Raw genomic sequence first — 14,862 nt, forward strand, 5'->3', positions numbered from 1 at the left:
GGGGACGGTTTCGAGCTGGCCCGGGTTCCCGGTTCCCTGGCGCACGACGAGATCGTGCCGACCGCCGGGGGCGTCAGGCGCACCTCCGGGCGCTCCGGCGGCACCGAGGGCGGTCTGTCCACCGGTGAGCTGCTGCGGGTGCGTGCCGCGATGAAGCCGATCGCCACCGTGCCGCGCGCCCTGCAGACCCTGGACGTGCGGACGGGTGAGCCGGCGAAGGCGCACCACCAGCGTTCGGACGTCTGTGCCGTTCCGGCGGCGGGGATCGTCGCGGAGGCGATGGTCGCGCTGGTGCTGGCCGACGCGGTGAGCGAGAAGTTCGGCGGCGACAACGTCTCCGAGACCCGCCGCAACGTGCAGAACTACCTCGACAACCTGATCGTCCGATGACCGCGCCGCTGGTCGTGCTGGTGGGCCCGCCCGGGTCCGGCAAGAGCACGGTCGGCCGCCTGCTCGCCGAGCGGCTCGGTGTCGCCTTCCGCGACACCGACGCCGACATCGAGCAACTGGCGGGCAAGCCGATCCCGGAGATCTTCGTCGACGAGGGCGAGCCGCACTTCCGCGAGCTGGAGGTGCGGGCCGTCCGCGAGGCCGCCGGGACCCACGACGGTGTACTGGCGCTCGGCGGCGGCGCGGTGATGGCCCAGGCCACCCGTACGCTGCTGGCGCCGCTGCCGGTGGTCTTCCTGGAGGTCGCCCTGGGCGACGCCGTGAAGCGGGTCGGCCTGGACGCGCCGCGCCCGCTGCTCGCCGTCAACCCGCGCGCCCGCTGGCGCGAGCTGATGGAGGCCCGCCGCCCGCTGTACCTGGAGGTGGCCACCGCCGTGGTGAACACCGAGGGGTGCACCCCGGAGCAGGTCGCCGACGCCGTACTCGAAGCACTGGAGCTGAAGAACCCATGACGGACACCGTCACCATCCACGTCGGTGGCAGCGCCGGCCACGACCCGTACGACGTGCTGATCGGGCACCAGCTCCTCGGTGAGCTGGGCAAGTTGGTCGGCAACCGGGCGAAGCGGGTGGCGATCATCCACCCGGAGGCGCTGACCGCGACCGCGGACGTGATCCGCGAGGACCTGGCCGGCGAGGGCTACGAGGCCATCGCCCTCCAGGTGCCCAACGCCGAGGACGCCAAGAGCGCCGAGGTCGCCGCGTACTGCTGGTCGGTGCTCGGCCAGACCGGGTTCACCCGCAGCGATGTGATCGTCGGTCTCGGTGGCGGCGCCACCACCGACCTGGCGGGCTTCGTCGCGGCCACCTGGCTGCGCGGGGTGCGCTGGATCTCGATGCCGACCACGCTGCTCGGCATGGTGGACGCGGCGGTCGGCGGCAAGACCGGCATCAACATCGCCGAGGGCAAGAACATGGTCGGCGCCTTCCACCCGCCGGTCGGCGTGCTGGCGGACCTGGCGACCCTGGAGACCGTCCCGAAGCACGACTACGTCAGCGGCCTGGCCGAGGTGATCAAGGCCGGGTTCATCGCCGACCCGGTGATCCTGGACCTGATCGAGTCCGACCCGCAGGGTGCCACCAGCCCCGCGGGCCCGCACACCCTGGAACTGATCCGGCGGGCGATCCAGGTCAAGGCGGACGTGGTCTCCGGCGACCTCAAGGAGGCCGGCCGCCGGGAGATCCTCAACTACGGCCACACCCTCGGCCACGCCATCGAGCGCAACGAGCGCTACAAGTGGCGGCACGGCGCGGCGATCTCCATCGGCATGGTCTTCGCCGCCGAACTCGGCCGCCTGGCCGGGCGGTTGGACGACGCGACGGCCGACCGTCACCGCACGGTGCTGGCCTCGGTCGGCCTGCCGCTGAGCTACCGGGCGGACGCCTGGCCGAAGCTGCTGGACGCCATGAAGATCGACAAGAAGTCGCGCGGCGACCTGCTGCGCTTCATCGTCCTGGACGGCCTCGGCAAGACCTCCGTACTGGAGGGCCCGGATCCGTCCCTGCTGGTCGCTGCCTATGCGGAGGTCTCGGGATGACCCGCGTGATCGTGCTCAACGGCCCTAACCTGGGGCGCCTGGGCAGCCGGGAGCCGGACGTCTACGGCGCGACCTCGTACTCCGGGCTGGTCGAGCGCTGCACGGCGCTCGGCAAGGAGTTCGGCTTCGAGATCGAGGTCCGCGAGACCAACTCCGAGCAGGTGATGGTCGAATGGCTGCACCAGGCGGCGGACGAGGGCACTCCGGTGGTGATCAACCCCGGTGCGTTCACGCACTACTCGTACGCGATGCGCGACGCCGCCGCCCAGCGGACCGCACCGCTGATCGAGGTGCACATCTCCAACCCGTACGCGCGCGAGGAGTTCCGGCACACCTCGGTGATCGCCTCGGTCGCCTCCGGCACCATCGCCGGCTTCGGCCTCGGCTCGTACGAGCTGGCGCTGCGCGCCATCGCCGAGCAGCTCACCACCCGCTGACGCCCGATCAACGGCAGCTCACCGACTGCTGATCCGCAGCTGACCTGCGACTGATCGGCAGCTCACCGGCCCGGCGGCGGACTGTGCCCGCCGCCGGGCCGACGTGTAGTGTCGCCGCTTGGGAGGTGTCAGTGACGCAGTACGCAGGGGGAGGACAGGTGCCGCCACGGCCGCCGGCGCCGCCGAACGTCCACCCGAACCAGCCGACGGGCGGGCATCCGCCGTACCCTCCGGCGACCTCCGGACGAGGGGGCCCGCTCCAGCCCGCCGCGCACTCCCAGCAGCAGTCGCCCCAGCTCCAACCCCAGCCGTACACCTCGCAGTCGACGGTGCCGCTGACCGTCGTACCGCCGGGCGGGGCGACCGGTCACTTCATGCTGCCGCTGGGTGCGCCCGTGCAGCTGCCGCCGCCTCCGCCGCTGCACGCCGCCACCGGGCCGATCGCCGTGCTGTTGATCGGTCCGGCCGGGGCGGGCAAGACCACCGTGGCCAGGCACTGGGCGGAGCGCCGTCCGACACCGACCGCGCACATCAGCCTGGACGACGTCCGCGAGTGGGTGCAGTCCGGCTTCGCCAACCCGCAGTCCGGCTGGAACAACGCCTCCGAGGCCCAGTACCGGCTGGCCCGCCGCACCTGTGGCTTCGCCTGCCGCAACTACCTGGCCAACGGCATCTCCTGCATCATCGACGACGCCGTCTTCCCGGACCGGCCGGCGATCGGCCTGGGCGGCTGGCGACGGCACATCGGGCCGGGCATGATCCCGGTCGTCCTGCTGCCCGGCCTCGACTCCGTGCTCGGGCGCAACGCCCGGCGCAGTGGCAACCGGCGGCTGAGCGACGACGAGGTGGCCCGGATCCACGGACGGATGGCCGGCTGGTACAACTCCGGCCTGCCGATCATCGACAACTCGCAGCTCGACGTCACCGCGACGGCGGCCGCCCTGGACCGCGTGATCGTCGCCCAGCTCTCGGGGCGCCCTGCCTGACTGCCGGCGCCCGGCCTCAGCGCCACCGCTCGGCCTGAGTGCCATCGCCCGGTCTGAGTGTGGGCGCCCGGCAGGTCACCGCCACCCGGGACTCCGCGCTCCTCGCCTGGGCAGCCGGCCCCCGAGGGGCGCCGGGAACTGGGCGAGGGGCCGGGTCGCCCCCGGACGGTTGCGCGTGCACAGCCCTCGCGCCCCCTCCCGGAGGCTCTGCCGAACCGCTGTCGAACGGCCGCCTTGCCGATCCCGGCTGTCAGTGCGGGCTGCGATGATTGTCGGGTCGCAACGGATCGATCGGGGGAGCTGCCGCCCGTGCCAGAAGGCCACATCATCCACCGCCTCGCCATCGAGAACGCCAGGACCTTCGGTCTCCGTCCGGCCAGGGTCTCCAGCCCGCAGGGCCGCTTCGCCGACGGCGCGAGGCTGATCGACGGGCAGATCCTGGCGGAGGCGGAGGCGCACGGCAAGCACCTGTTCCTCGGATTCGAGGAGGGGGCCTGGCTCCACGTCCACCTGGGCCTGTACGGCGGTTTCACCTTCGGCACGGGGCCGGCCCCCGCCCCGGTCGGTCTGGTCCGGCTGCGGCTGGAGAACGACGACGCGTACGCGGACCTGCGCGGCCCCAACACGTGTGAGCTGCGCACACCCGCCGAGAAGGCCGCCGTGCACCGGCGGCTCGGCCCCGATCCGCTGCGCCAGGACGCCGACCCGGACGCCGCCTGGCGGCGGATCTCCAACAGCGGTACGACGATAGCCGCGCTGCTGATGGACCAGAAGGTGCTGGCGGGCGTGGGCAACGTCTACCGCGCCGAGGTGCTGTTCCGGCTCGGTATCGCCCCGCACCGGCCCGGGCGCGAGCTCTCCCGCACGGAGTGGGACGCCGTCTGGGCCGACCTGGTCGCACTGATGCGGGACGGCGTCGGGGCGGGCCGGATCGACACCGTACGGCCCGAACACACGCCCGAGGCGATGGGGCGCCCGCCGCGGGTGGACGACCACGGCGGCGAGGTCTACGTCTATCGCCGGGCCGCGATGCCCTGCCTGGTCTGCGGCACCGAGGTCCGTACCGAGACGCACGCCGCCCGCAACCTCTTCTGGTGCCCCACCTGTCAGCAGCGCTAGCCGTGCGGTCCGCTGTTCTCGGGGGCGAGGCGGACGGCATGGACGACGCGGACGACGAGATCGAGGTCGTGCCTGCGGTCCGCTCAACCGGGTCCGCGCCCGGCTTCGGTGCCCGGTCGAACGCCGTGCGGCTCAAGCGGCGGCGGATCCTCTGCCGGGCCTGCAGCGTCCCGGACGGGCTGACGTCGGCAGCCGGAGTCGGCCTCACCCCGGAGGGTCGCTGCTGAGCGGGCTCGCTGTTCGATCACGGCCACCGACCGACTTCGGAATGCCCGTCCGGCGGCCTAGCGGTCGGCGATGATCCGCCTGAGCAGGTCGTTGAGCTGTTCGCGTTCGGCGGGGCTGAGCGGGGCGACGAGTTCGGCGTTGGCCTGTTCGCCGAGGGCCTCCGTGCGGTGCAGCAGTTCGCACCCGCCGGGGGAGAGGGTGATCAGGTTCCGCCGGGCGTCCTTGGGGTCGCGGGTCCGGGTGACGAGGTCGCGGGCCTGCAGGTCGTTGAGGACCGTGACCATGTCCTTGGGGTCGATCTTGACGGTGCGGGCCAGCTCGGCCTGGGCGACCGGCTGGTACTCGGCGACCGCGCACAGCACGGCGTGGTGCGACAGCCGCAGCTCGACCTCGGCGAGGTGATCCGCGACCAGGCGGTGGCCGAGGGCGGCGGCGCGGCCGAGCAGCCAGCTCGGCAGGGTCTGGAGGCGTCTGAGCGCGGGGTCGGTCATGACCGGAATCCTATCGCCAAAACGTTGGACATCCCCATGGATTTACATCTATCGTTGGGATCGCCAACGAAACGTTGGTGATCCCAACGAAGGGTGTTCCCATGCGCAAGGTCAGGATGCACGGCTACGACGGTCCCTCGGCGCTCCGGCTGGACGAGGTCCCCGCGCCACTGGCCGGCCCGGGCGAACTGCTGGTCCGCGTCGAGGTGGCCGGCCTCACCCTTCCGGTCCTCAAGGTGCTGAACGGCTTCGGCCGGGTCCCGCTGCCGCACACTCCGGGTGGTGACCTGGTCGGCCGGGTGGAGGCCGTCGGCCAGGGGGTGAAGGGCTACCGGGTCGGCGACCGGGTCGGTGGGGTGGTCTTCCAGGACCTGTACGCCGAACTGGTCCCGGTCCAGGCCGCGCTGGTCACGCCGGTGCCCGAGGAGATCGCCGCGGCCGACGCCCTGGCGGTCGTCCGCGGCGGACTGGTCGCGCTCGCCGCGCTGCGCGCCGGGCGGCTGGAGCGGGGCGACTCGGTCCTGATCACCGCCGCCGCGGGCGGGGTCGGCCACCTCGCCGTCCAACTGGCCCGCGCGCTCGGCGCGAGCCGGGTGGTCGCGGCGGTCGGCTCGGCGGCCAAGGCGGAGTTCGTCCGCGGGCTCGGTGCGGACGAGGTGGTCCGCTACCAGGACGCAGCCTGGGGCGAGCCGGTCGACCTGGTCGTCGACAGTGTCGGCGGGCAGGTGCTCCAGCGGGCGGCCGAGGCCCTCGTCCCGTTCGGCCGACTGGTCGTCAACAGCGGTGCGGGCGGCACCCTGGACGCGGGCGTGCTGCTGCGCGGCATGCACACCGTCACCGGGCTGGCGATGGCCCAGCTCTCGCGGTTGCGGCCCGACCTGGTCGAGAGCCACCGTGCCGAGCTCTGGGCGCTGCTGGCGGACGGGGCGCTGCGCCCGGTCGCCGAGCGGTTCCCGCTGGAACGGGCTGCGGAGGCCGCGGAGGTGCTGGCGGCGCGGGCCAATCTCGGCAAGCTGCTGCTCGACCTCTCCCTGGAGCCGGCCGCCTGATGCCTGCCGTCTGATGCGGACTTTCTGACGCCGGCCGCCAGGTGCCAGCCACTCCGGCTCCTGCGCCCACTCCGGCGCCGGCTCCTGCCTCCCACTCCGGCGGCGGCCGCACGCCACGCCCTTGACAGGTCCAGTTCACCGCCTGGAGGATGCCCGGTGGCCCGCTCGCGACGACGGGTCGTCAGCATCCGTCGGTGGCACCGGCGGTGAGAAACGAGGTCGAGGGCTTTGTCAGCGCACCCCGCACTCCGCCGGACGGCCCGGTTGCTGCTCGCCGCCCTGCTCGCCCTGGTCGCCACCCTGACGGCCGGCGCCCCGGCGCACGCCGACTTCGGCACCGACTACCACGACCCGTTCACCGTCACCCAGCCCCTGAAGCGGCCCACCACCGCATCCTGTGCGGTCGAGGTGATGCACGAGCGGCAGTTCCGCAACGGGTACGGCAACCCGCCGGACACCCCGTACGTCGGACAGCTCACCCCGCCCACCGCCTGCGCGGGTCCGTGGTCGAAGGTGGTGCTCGACCTGCACGGACAGGTGGCCGGACGACAGTTCGACCGGCTCTTCACCGTCCGGGTCGGCGGCATCGAGGTGATGATGTCCTCCACCCCCGAGCCCTCCCAGGACGGCATCGAGTGGCGGGTCGAGCACGACCTCACCCGCTACGCACCGCTGCTGAACACCCCTCAGCCCTTCGAGTTCGACCTGGCCAACGTCACCGACGCCACCTACACCGGCGTCTTCACCGTCTCGGCCACCGTCACCTACTACACCGCCGACGCCGCCTGGCCCGCGCCCGAACAGGCCGACCGGCTGCTCACCACCGGCGCTTTCAGCCTCACCCAGGCCGCGCCCTCGGCCGCCAGGGACCTGGTCTTCCCGGCCAACCTGGAGCGCCTCACCGCCGAGGTGTACGCCAGGGGCGGCGGCGCCTGCGAGGAGTTCGCCTACGCCTCCGCGCCGGACGACTTCGTCTCCCGGAACCCCGGGCTGGGCTACTGCGGCAAGGGCCCGTTCCGCGAGCTGCGGCTCGCCGTGGACGGCCGGATCGCCGGGACGGTGTGGCCGTACCCGGTGATCTACACCGGCGGCTGGGAACCGCTGCTGTGGCGACCGGTCCCCGGGATCTTCGCCTTCGACCTTCCCGCGTACCAGGTGGACCTCACCCCGTACGTCGGTCTGCTGCTCGACGGCCGTCCGCACTCCGTGTCGATCACGGTCAACCAGGCCGAGAAGCAGGGCAACGACGCCTGGACCGGCCAGGTCAACCTGTTCGCCGGGGTGGACCACGGCAGTGCCAGGACCACCGGTGCGCTGACCGACCACCGGGTCGCCCCCGACGCCGCCGTCTCCACCACGCTGGACGACCAGGGCGGCGGCAGTGGCGCCTGGCAGGTCACCGCGGTCCGCCACGATCTCGCCCGGGGCTGGGTGCAGACCTCGCACGGCCGGGTCACCACCGAGGTCCGCAGCGACCTGAGCTTCCGCTCGGGGCAGCAGCTGCGGGACAAGGGCAACGACCTGGTGCTGCACAACGACGCCGACCTGACCCGGACCACCTCCAGCTGGGGCGGGGGCCCGCACCGGGTCCGCACCGTGCGCGAGGGCGAGCCGCTGGACGTGACCTACCGCAGCACTTCGGACTCCGCCGGGAACTCCGACCAGCGCACCGCCATGCGGCTCGGCTACCACCGCACCGACACCACGGCCGTCGGCGCCCGGATCACCGCCCGCTCGACCGTCGACCACACCCTGAGCCCGAGCGCCCACCGCCAGAGCGGTGCCACCACGGTGCGCACCGCCGACTCCACCGAGAGCTACCGCGCCACCGGCCCCGACGGACCGTACGCGCGCACCGTCACCACCCGCGACGGCTGGCCGGTGGACGGCGGCTGACGGGAGCGCCCGACGGCGTGATCGGGCGTGATCAGGCGGCCCCGGACGACCCCTGACGGTCGTCCTGGGCCGCCGGTCGCTACTTCAGTGCCGCCAGGCAGAACTGCACGAGCCCGGCGTCCACGTCCTTGATGATCTTCGCCATCTCCGCCCAGGGCGGCTGGAACTCGGTGCCCCACTCGACGGTGTAGCCGAAGATCTTGCCCTTCTCCGGGTCGGCGAGGTGCCGGGAGAAGGCGTAGTCGTCGCTGGTTCCGCTGGTCGGGTAGAGGTCGTAGCCGGCCTTCGGCGTGTAGCCGGTGCCACGGACGCTCTGCAGCCCCTGGCAGAACTGCTGGGCGAGCAGGGTCGAGGTGTCGAAGTCGTCCTTGGCGATGAACTCGCCGTAGGCGTCGTGGGCGATGCCGCGCTTCCCGTCGAAGGTGGGGTTCAGGAAGGTCATGGTCCTGTCGGTGGACTGGTTGTTGTCGTCGCCCCAGACGTAGAGCATGTCCTCGGAGTAGCTGTGCACGTCGACGAACCACCGGGTGCGCGGGTAGGACTCCAGCAGTGCGCGGACGTTGCGCGTCTCGGGTTCGGAGAACGCACTCGGGCCGTGGAACACCTGGTAGTCGCAGGGGTCGGCGGAGACCTGGACCCCGGAGGCCGGGGCGAACGCGGTGGTGAAGTCGAACAGGAAGTCGTAGTTGCGGTTGATGTCCACCCCGACGCAGGCGGCGCGGCCGCCCGAGTACGCCGGGTTGCGGTTCTTGCGCCACATCGGGTCGACGGTCTGGCTGTAGTGGCGTCCGTCCGGGTTGACCAGCGGGAAGACCACGAGGTCCAGGCCCTCCACCACGGCGCGCACCTGTGCGGAGCCGAAGCTCGCGGCGCCGTAGCGCAGGCCGGTGCCGACGTGGTACGCCTCCAGCAGGTCGGCGGCGAGGTGGACGAGGATCTCGCAGCTGCCCCATTCGCGGGCGTGCACCCCGCCGATCAGCACGGCGCAGTCCCGGGTGCCGGTCGGGGCGGTGCCGATCCGCAGGGCGTGGCAGGCGGTCTTCTCGACCGAGGTCTCGGGGAGGGTGAGGAGTTGACAGAGCGCCGGGTACGCGGTCGACAGGTTGGTCACCGCGGAGTCGACCTCGGCGGTGTTCAGGTACGACATCTCGACCTCCTGAGGTCAGTCCTGCACCTTGAGGCCCAGGCCGCGCGGAACCTGTTCCCCGGCGGCGTACCGGTTGCCCTGCCCGACCTCGGCCTGGCGGGCGCGCCCGGTGGCGGAGGCGTCCTCGATCACCTGGACCGTCACGCCCTCGCGCTGGAGCGCCTCGGCTTCGTCCGGGGAGACGTAAGCCTCGACGCTGATGCTCTCGTCCGCGCCGCGACTGGGGCGTCCGCCGACGTCCGGCCGTTTCTCGCGGAGGAGGGCGTGCAGTGTGGCAGGGTCCGTGGCCGTGACGCGGACCCGGAGAATCGTGTCGCGAGTGGACATGGCGACCTCTTCCGGGGGCGCCGTCGGAGCGCTCGTCGCAGACGTCGACGACGGCGCGGCCTGTGTAGGGATATGTCCTATGTGTACCTCGTATCCTCAGCCTGCTCTTCCGTCGTAGAACGCGTCAAGGGGGGCGTCGGGCATTCGGCTGAGCAGACTGTCGAGCCCGTCCAGCAGTTCCTGCTGGTCGTCGTAGTCGGCGAGCAGCGGGACGAGTGCCCGCAGCCTCGGGTACTGGTCGGCGGCCAGCCGGTGCAGGCCCAGCCGCAGCATCGGGTCCGGCTCGTCCGGGTTGTCGATCACCTGGCGCTTGTCGACCAGCAGGCAGCCGAGGTTCCAGGCCACGAACATCCGGTAGACCATGAGCGAGGTGGTGTGGTCGAACCCGGCCCGGCCGAGCACGGCGAAGACGTGCTCGGTGAGCTGCAGCATCGGGGCCGGTCGGCGGGCCATCGGGACGCTCAGCGGGCGGGTGGCCACCAGCGGCAGGATCTCGGGATGGGCGTGCGCCACGACGGCGAACGTACGGGCGATGCGGCGCAGCTCCGCGCGCCAGGCCTGGCCGCCCTCGGCCGGTTCGGTGGCCTCGGCCGAGGTCCGCAGCAGGGCGTTCACCTCGGCGAAGAAGGCTTCGACCAGACCGTCCACCAGGGCTTCCTTGCCCGGGGTGTAGCGGTAGATGGCCATCGACTCCACCCCCAGCTCGGCGGCCAGGCGGCGCATGGTGAGCGCGGCCAGCCCCTCCCGGTCGACCAGTGCGACGGCTGCGGAGAGCACCAGGGGGCGGCTCAGGCGTCCTCGCTTCTCCGGAGTGCTCCGGTCGGGCTCCGCTGCCATGTCGGCCTCCCTCGCCTGCCTGCGGGGACGAACCCGGGCTGTTGTCGGGTGACACCAAAAGGATACAAGGTATGTATCAGGCATAAAGCGACGCGGGACGGACGACTTGTGCGGCCGGGTCAGTCCTGGTGGCCGAGCACCCCGTGGGCCAGGACCTCGGCGACGGCGGTGTCGACCAGCCGGTAGCGGATGATCCGCCCGTCGCGCTCGCCGCTGACCAGCCCGCCGGCGCGCAGCAGCCGCAGCGCCTGGGAGACGGCGGGGTCGCGCATTCCGGTGGCGACGGCGAGGTCGGTGACGGCGAGCGGTCCCGTCTCGTACAGGGCCAGCAGCAGCGAGAGCCGTCCGGGGTCGGCGAGCAGGGCGAAGCGCTCGGCCCAGGCCCGGACGTGCTCGGTGTCGCCGATCGCGGCGATGGCCTCGCAGACCCGGTGCCCGTCGATGGTCCTGCGGTCGGCGCGGTCGGCGGGGACGAGATGCATGCCTCGCATTCTCGCAGCAGACCCCTGTGATACCGGACACCTGCACAGCTGTGCAGGCTTGCAGCGGTGGCGCGCGGACCCCTACGGTTGTCCCCGCCGTGGTGTTCGGGAAGACCGGTGACAGACCCTCAGGGGTCTCAGACCGGAGCGGCCCTCGCCACTGTGATCGGGAAGTACCGGCACCATCCCCGTCCCTGCCAGGGCCGGGCGGCCACTGGACGCAGCCGCGTCCGGGAAGGCCGGGTGCGGGTGCGTTCGACCCGTCAGCCAGGAGACCGGCCACGGCATCTCACGAAGTGATCCACGAGGTGCTGGAGCGTGACCCGCAGATGACCCTGCCCGGAATCGAGACCGCCCCGGCGGCGGCCCCCGCCCTGCCGGCCTTCCGCTGGAAGCGCGAGGACACGGTGCGGACCGCCGGTCTGATGGCCGTGATCCTGGCCATGCACGTGCTGGCCTTCGGAACCCTGATCTTCCTGGTGGTGCCGGAGAAGTACGAGGTGGGCACCCAGGTCTACGGGGTCGGCCTCGGCATCACCGCCTACACCCTCGGCATGCGGCACGCCTTCGACGCCGACCACATCGCCGTCATCGACAACACCACCCGCAAGCTGATGGCCGACGGCAAGCGCCCGGTCTCGGTGGGCTTCTGGTTCGCGCTCGGGCACTCCTCGATGGTGGTGGTGATGGCCGCGCTGGTGGCCGGAGGCGCGGCGCTGGCCGGGACGCTGATGGACGATCAGTCGACCACCCACCAGGTGCTCGGCATGGTCGGCACCACCGCCTCCGGGGTCTTCCTCTACCTGATCGCGGCGCTCAACCTGGCCGCGCTGGTGGGCATCGCGAAGGTGTTCCGGGCGATGCGCGCGGGCCGGTACGACGAGAGCGAGCTGGAGGCGCACCTCAACTCGCGGGGTCTGATGAACCGCATCCTCTCCCGTGCCACCCGTTCGATCACCCGCCCCGGTCAGATGTTCCCGGTCGGCATGGTGCTCGGTCTCGGCTTCGACACCGCGACCGAGGTCACCCTGATGGTGATGGCGGGTTCGGGCGCGGCGGCCGGTCTGCCCTGGTACGCCATCGTCTGCCTGCCGCTGCTGTTCGCGGCGGGGATGAGCCTGTTCGACACCCTCGACGGCACCTTCATGAACTTCGCGTACCAGTGGGCGTTCTCCAACCCGGTCCGCAAGGTGTACTACAACCTGACCATCACCGGCCTGTCGATCGCGGTCGCCTTCATCATCGGCACCATCGAACTGGTCGGCGTGCTGCACGAGAAGCTCGACCTCACCGACCCGGTGACGGGCTGGATCGCCGGACTGAGCCTGGACAACGTCGGGTTCGTGATCGTCGGCCTGTTCGTCGTGGTCTGGGTGGCGGCGGTCGGCTACTGGCGCTTCGCCAAGGTCGAGCAGCGCTGGTCGACGGAGTAGGCCGCGCCGTGGACGCGCCGTCCGCTCGCTCCGGCGCCGGCCGGGCCTGATCGTCCGGGCGGCGGGCGGCGGGCGGTTACGAGCGGGGGATCGACACGTCCCGCTCCGCGCCTGCCGGCGCGGCCCGCCCACCCGCTGAGCGCTCCGGGCGCGGGAGGTCCGCCGTCCCGCGCCCGGAACGCAGGCGGGCGGCGGTGGGCCGGGCAGCGGCGAACACGGCCAGCCCGGCGAGGGCGGCGAATCCGGCGCACAGCGGCCAGAGCAGGCCGGGCGCGGACTGGTAGAGCGCCCCGCCGAGCGGCGGCGCGAGTACGGTGCCGCTGGTCGAGGCCCCCGCGTAGAGGCTCTGGAAGCGGCCCTGGAACTCCTGCGGCGCGCTGTCCGCGACATAGGCGGTCGCCGGGGTCTTGTAGAGGATCTCGCCCGCCGTGACCAGCAGCATCATGACCACCGCGGTGCCCACCGACGCCCCCGAGGCCAGCGCCGCGAAGCCCGCACCGACCAGCAGCAGACCGGTCCCGATGATCCGCAGCGGCGCCCGGTCGCGCAGCGCGACGGTGGCCGGCAACTCCAGCAGCAGGATCGCCCCGCCGTTGACCGCCAGCACCAGGCCGTACACGCCGGTGCCGATCCCGTGGTCGGCCAGGAACACGGGCAGGGTCGAGTACTGCTGCCGGTAGACCGTGTCGACCACGACGATCGCGGGGAGCAGCACCAGCAGCGCGGGCCTGGCCCGCAGGGCCGTCCACAGTCCGCTCCGGGCGGCGGCCGGCCGGCTGCGGGGCCGGCCGGCCGTCACCACCCGCGCGGCGTACACGGCGAAGAGCAGCGATCCCAGGCCGTCGGCACGGAACAGCCACTCGTAGGACCAGTGGGTCGCCACCAGTGCGCCGAGCGGCGGCCCGACGGTGAACCCGGCGTTGGACGCGAACCGCATCACCGCGAAGCCCTGCCGCCGGTCGCCCGGCGGCACGGTCTCGGCGACCAGCGCCGAGTTGGCCGCCCGTACGGTTCCGGCCGCGTACTGGCAGACCGGCAGCACCAGCAGCAGGGCGGCCGTCGGCAGCGCGGGCAGTGCGACCAGTCCGGCGCCGGAGACCGCGGCCCCGGTGAGCAGCGTGCGGCGGTGCCCGAAGCGGTCGCCGAACCAGCCGCCGGTGAAGTTGCCGGCCACCAGCCCGATGCCGCCGAGACCGGCCACCGTCCCGGCCCCGGCCGTGCTCAGCCCCCGCCCGTCGGTCAGGTAGACGAAGAGGTAGACGAAGGTGAAGGCCATCACCATGTTGACGAAGGACCCCGCCGCCAGCAGCCACACCACCTTCGGTACGGCCCGCAGCGCACCGCCGGACCGTCCGCCGCCCCCCTGCCCAGCCGCTTCGCTCCTGCCGCGCATCTTCGCCCCCTTGTCAGTTCATTTTGGGAACTGACTATGGCAGCCTGGCAGAGTCAGGGTCAACGCCCGATCCCGATCACATCCCGGAGGTGGCCAGGTGGTCCGACGCGGCGACCCGGAGGACGTCAACTGCTCGATCGCCCAGGCACTGGACGTGGTGGGGGACAGCTGGACGCTGTTGATCATCCGTGACGCGGCCCGCGGGCTGACCCGCTTCGAGCAGTTCCAGCAGGAGCTCGGTCTCTCCAGGAAGGTGCTGGCCGAACGGCTGCGCCTGCTGGTCGACGCTCAGGTGCTCACCCGCCAGCCGTACCAGGAGCGGCCCCTGCGCCACGAGTACCGGCTGACCCCGCGCGGGCGGGCGCTGCTGCCGGTGCTGGTCGCGCTCCAGGACTGGGGCGACAGCTGGCTGCTGGGGACGGGTGAGCCCACGGCCACCACCGTCGAGGCGTCCCGGGAGGCCGAGCGGGTGCACGCCCTGCTCGGCACCCGGATCCCCGAACTGCTGCTCCCGGGGGCCGACGGCGAACCGCACGACCCGGTCGCGGCCGGCGGCGCCACCGTCCTGTACTGCTTCCCGGGGGCGTTCGTCCGCCCCGAGTCCTACCCGCCCGGCTGGTCGGCGGTGCCCGGCGCGCCCGGCTGCACCCTGGAGTCGCTGACCTACCGTGACCGGCTCGCCGAGTTCACCGCCGCCGGTGCCGCCGTGCACGGGGTCTCCACCCAGCGGCCGGACGAGCAGCGCGCCTTCGCCGAGGCCGAAAGCCTCGGCTTCCCGCTCCTCTCCGACCTCGGGCTCGGCCTCACCGGCGCGCTCCGGCTGCCCACCCTCCGGGCTGCCGGGACCACCAGGCTGAAGCGGCTGACCCTGGTGGTCGACCGGGACCGGACGGTCCGCGAGGTGCTCTACCCGGTCACCGACATCACCGCGAGCGTGGCGGCCGCGCTGCGGGCGGCCCGGGGCGTCCAGGCAGATCGGGCCGCCACCCGATCCGGTCATGCTGTCCGCCCGTCGGCCCGCTGAACGGGCGGTGGCCGGTCGGGCTCCGT

The 14,862-nt window shown here is 72.5% G+C and carries 17 protein-coding genes and 1 riboswitch; of the genes, 11 read left to right on the top strand and 6 right to left on the bottom strand.

Annotated elements, in window-relative coordinates:
• The 7 genes from ACFC1R_RS25260 to ACFC1R_RS25290 all read left to right on the top strand — a co-directional run.
• The coding region (locus ACFC1R_RS25260) for a chorismate synthase (RefSeq protein WP_375942237.1) at positions 1-390 on the top strand (390 nt) is incomplete at its 5' end.
• On the top strand, positions 387-902 hold the full coding sequence (locus ACFC1R_RS25265) for a shikimate kinase (protein WP_375942239.1): 516 nt from the start codon (positions 387-389) through the stop codon (positions 900-902). The genes ACFC1R_RS25260 and ACFC1R_RS25265, both read left to right, overlap by 4 nt.
• A complete protein-coding gene (gene aroB, locus ACFC1R_RS25270) occupies positions 899-1,987 on the top strand; it encodes a 3-dehydroquinate synthase (RefSeq protein WP_375942241.1) in 1,089 nt (362 codons plus the stop codon). The genes ACFC1R_RS25265 and aroB overlap by 4 nt, the downstream gene beginning before the upstream one ends.
• Positions 1,984-2,424 carry a type II 3-dehydroquinate dehydratase gene (gene aroQ, locus ACFC1R_RS25275; protein WP_375942243.1) on the top strand — a complete coding sequence of 147 codons (441 nt, stop codon included), beginning with the start codon at positions 1,984-1,986 and terminating at the stop codon, positions 2,422-2,424. The genes aroB and aroQ overlap by 4 nt, the downstream gene beginning before the upstream one ends.
• Before the next feature lie 131 nt (positions 2,425-2,555).
• A complete protein-coding gene (locus ACFC1R_RS25280) occupies positions 2,556-3,410 on the top strand; it encodes an AAA family ATPase (RefSeq protein ID WP_375942245.1) in 855 nt (284 codons plus the stop codon).
• Positions 3,411-3,719: 309 nt separating this feature from the next.
• The gene (locus tag ACFC1R_RS25285; protein WP_375942247.1) at positions 3,720-4,529 is read left to right on the top strand and encodes an Fpg/Nei family DNA glycosylase; all 810 of its coding nucleotides are present in this window, start codon (positions 3,720-3,722) and stop codon (positions 4,527-4,529) included.
• A 38-nt stretch (positions 4,530-4,567) separates the two neighbouring features.
• Complete coding sequence (locus ACFC1R_RS25290; RefSeq protein ID WP_375942249.1) at positions 4,568-4,756, top strand: hypothetical protein; 189 nt, start codon at positions 4,568-4,570, stop codon at positions 4,754-4,756.
• Between the two features lie 57 nt (positions 4,757-4,813).
• Here the strand turns inward: ACFC1R_RS25290 and ACFC1R_RS25295 are convergent, their stop codons facing one another.
• Positions 4,814-5,248: a MarR family winged helix-turn-helix transcriptional regulator gene (locus ACFC1R_RS25295; RefSeq protein WP_375942250.1), complete on the bottom strand. Its 435-nt coding sequence runs from the start codon at positions 5,246-5,248 to the stop codon at positions 4,814-4,816.
• Between the two features lie 101 nt (positions 5,249-5,349).
• Here ACFC1R_RS25295 and ACFC1R_RS25300 point away from each other — a divergent pair, with 101 nt between their 5' ends.
• Together ACFC1R_RS25300 and ACFC1R_RS25305 are read left to right on the top strand one after the other, a co-directional pair.
• A complete protein-coding gene (locus ACFC1R_RS25300; RefSeq protein WP_375942252.1) occupies positions 5,350-6,297 on the top strand; it encodes a zinc-binding alcohol dehydrogenase family protein in 948 nt (315 codons plus the stop codon).
• A 228-nt stretch (positions 6,298-6,525) separates the two neighbouring features.
• On the top strand, positions 6,526-8,193 hold the full coding sequence (locus ACFC1R_RS25305; RefSeq protein ID WP_375942254.1) for a peptide-N4-asparagine amidase: 1,668 nt from the start codon (positions 6,526-6,528) through the stop codon (positions 8,191-8,193).
• A 79-nt stretch (positions 8,194-8,272) separates the two neighbouring features.
• Here ACFC1R_RS25305 and ACFC1R_RS25310 read toward each other — a convergent pair whose 3' ends face one another.
• The 4 genes from ACFC1R_RS25310 to ACFC1R_RS25325 all read right to left on the bottom strand — a co-directional run bounded on the left by ACFC1R_RS25310 (position 8,273) and on the right by ACFC1R_RS25325 (position 10,986).
• Positions 8,273-9,340, bottom strand: coding sequence for a M14 family metallopeptidase (locus ACFC1R_RS25310; RefSeq protein ID WP_375942256.1), 1,068 nt, complete (start codon positions 9,338-9,340; stop codon positions 8,273-8,275).
• 15 nt (positions 9,341-9,355) lie between these two features.
• Positions 9,356-9,667 (bottom strand): hypothetical protein, encoded by a 312-nt coding sequence (locus ACFC1R_RS25315; protein WP_375942257.1) that lies wholly within the window; start codon positions 9,665-9,667, stop codon positions 9,356-9,358.
• 96 nt (positions 9,668-9,763) lie between these two features.
• Positions 9,764-10,504, bottom strand: a complete 741-nt coding sequence (locus ACFC1R_RS25320) for a TetR/AcrR family transcriptional regulator (RefSeq protein ID WP_375942259.1) — start codon at positions 10,502-10,504, stop codon at positions 9,764-9,766.
• A gap of 119 nt (positions 10,505-10,623) precedes the next feature.
• Complete coding sequence (locus tag ACFC1R_RS25325) at positions 10,624-10,986, bottom strand: ArsR/SmtB family transcription factor (protein ID WP_375942261.1); 363 nt, start codon at positions 10,984-10,986, stop codon at positions 10,624-10,626.
• Positions 10,987-11,068: 82 nt separating this feature from the next.
• Positions 11,069-11,285: riboswitch (cobalamin riboswitch) on the top strand.
• A gap of 30 nt (positions 11,286-11,315) precedes the next feature.
• On the opposite strand from ACFC1R_RS25325, the gene ACFC1R_RS25330 reads away from it, so the two are divergent.
• On the top strand, positions 11,316-12,419 hold the full coding sequence (locus ACFC1R_RS25330) for a HoxN/HupN/NixA family nickel/cobalt transporter (protein ID WP_375942355.1): 1,104 nt from the start codon (positions 11,316-11,318) through the stop codon (positions 12,417-12,419).
• Positions 12,420-12,495: 76 nt separating this feature from the next.
• On the opposite strand, the gene ACFC1R_RS25335 is transcribed toward ACFC1R_RS25330, so the two are convergent.
• A complete protein-coding gene (locus ACFC1R_RS25335) occupies positions 12,496-13,812 on the bottom strand; it encodes an MFS transporter (protein WP_375942263.1) in 1,317 nt (438 codons plus the stop codon).
• A 97-nt stretch (positions 13,813-13,909) separates the two neighbouring features.
• Between ACFC1R_RS25335 and ACFC1R_RS25340 the strand changes: the two genes are divergently transcribed.
• Complete coding sequence (locus ACFC1R_RS25340) at positions 13,910-14,836, top strand: winged helix-turn-helix transcriptional regulator (protein ID WP_375942265.1); 927 nt, start codon at positions 13,910-13,912, stop codon at positions 14,834-14,836.
• The last annotated feature ends 26 nt before the right edge of the window (positions 14,837-14,862 follow it).

Source organism: Kitasatospora sp. NPDC056138, assembly GCF_042264695.1.
Lineage (GTDB): Bacteria > Actinomycetota > Actinomycetes > Streptomycetales > Streptomycetaceae > Kitasatospora.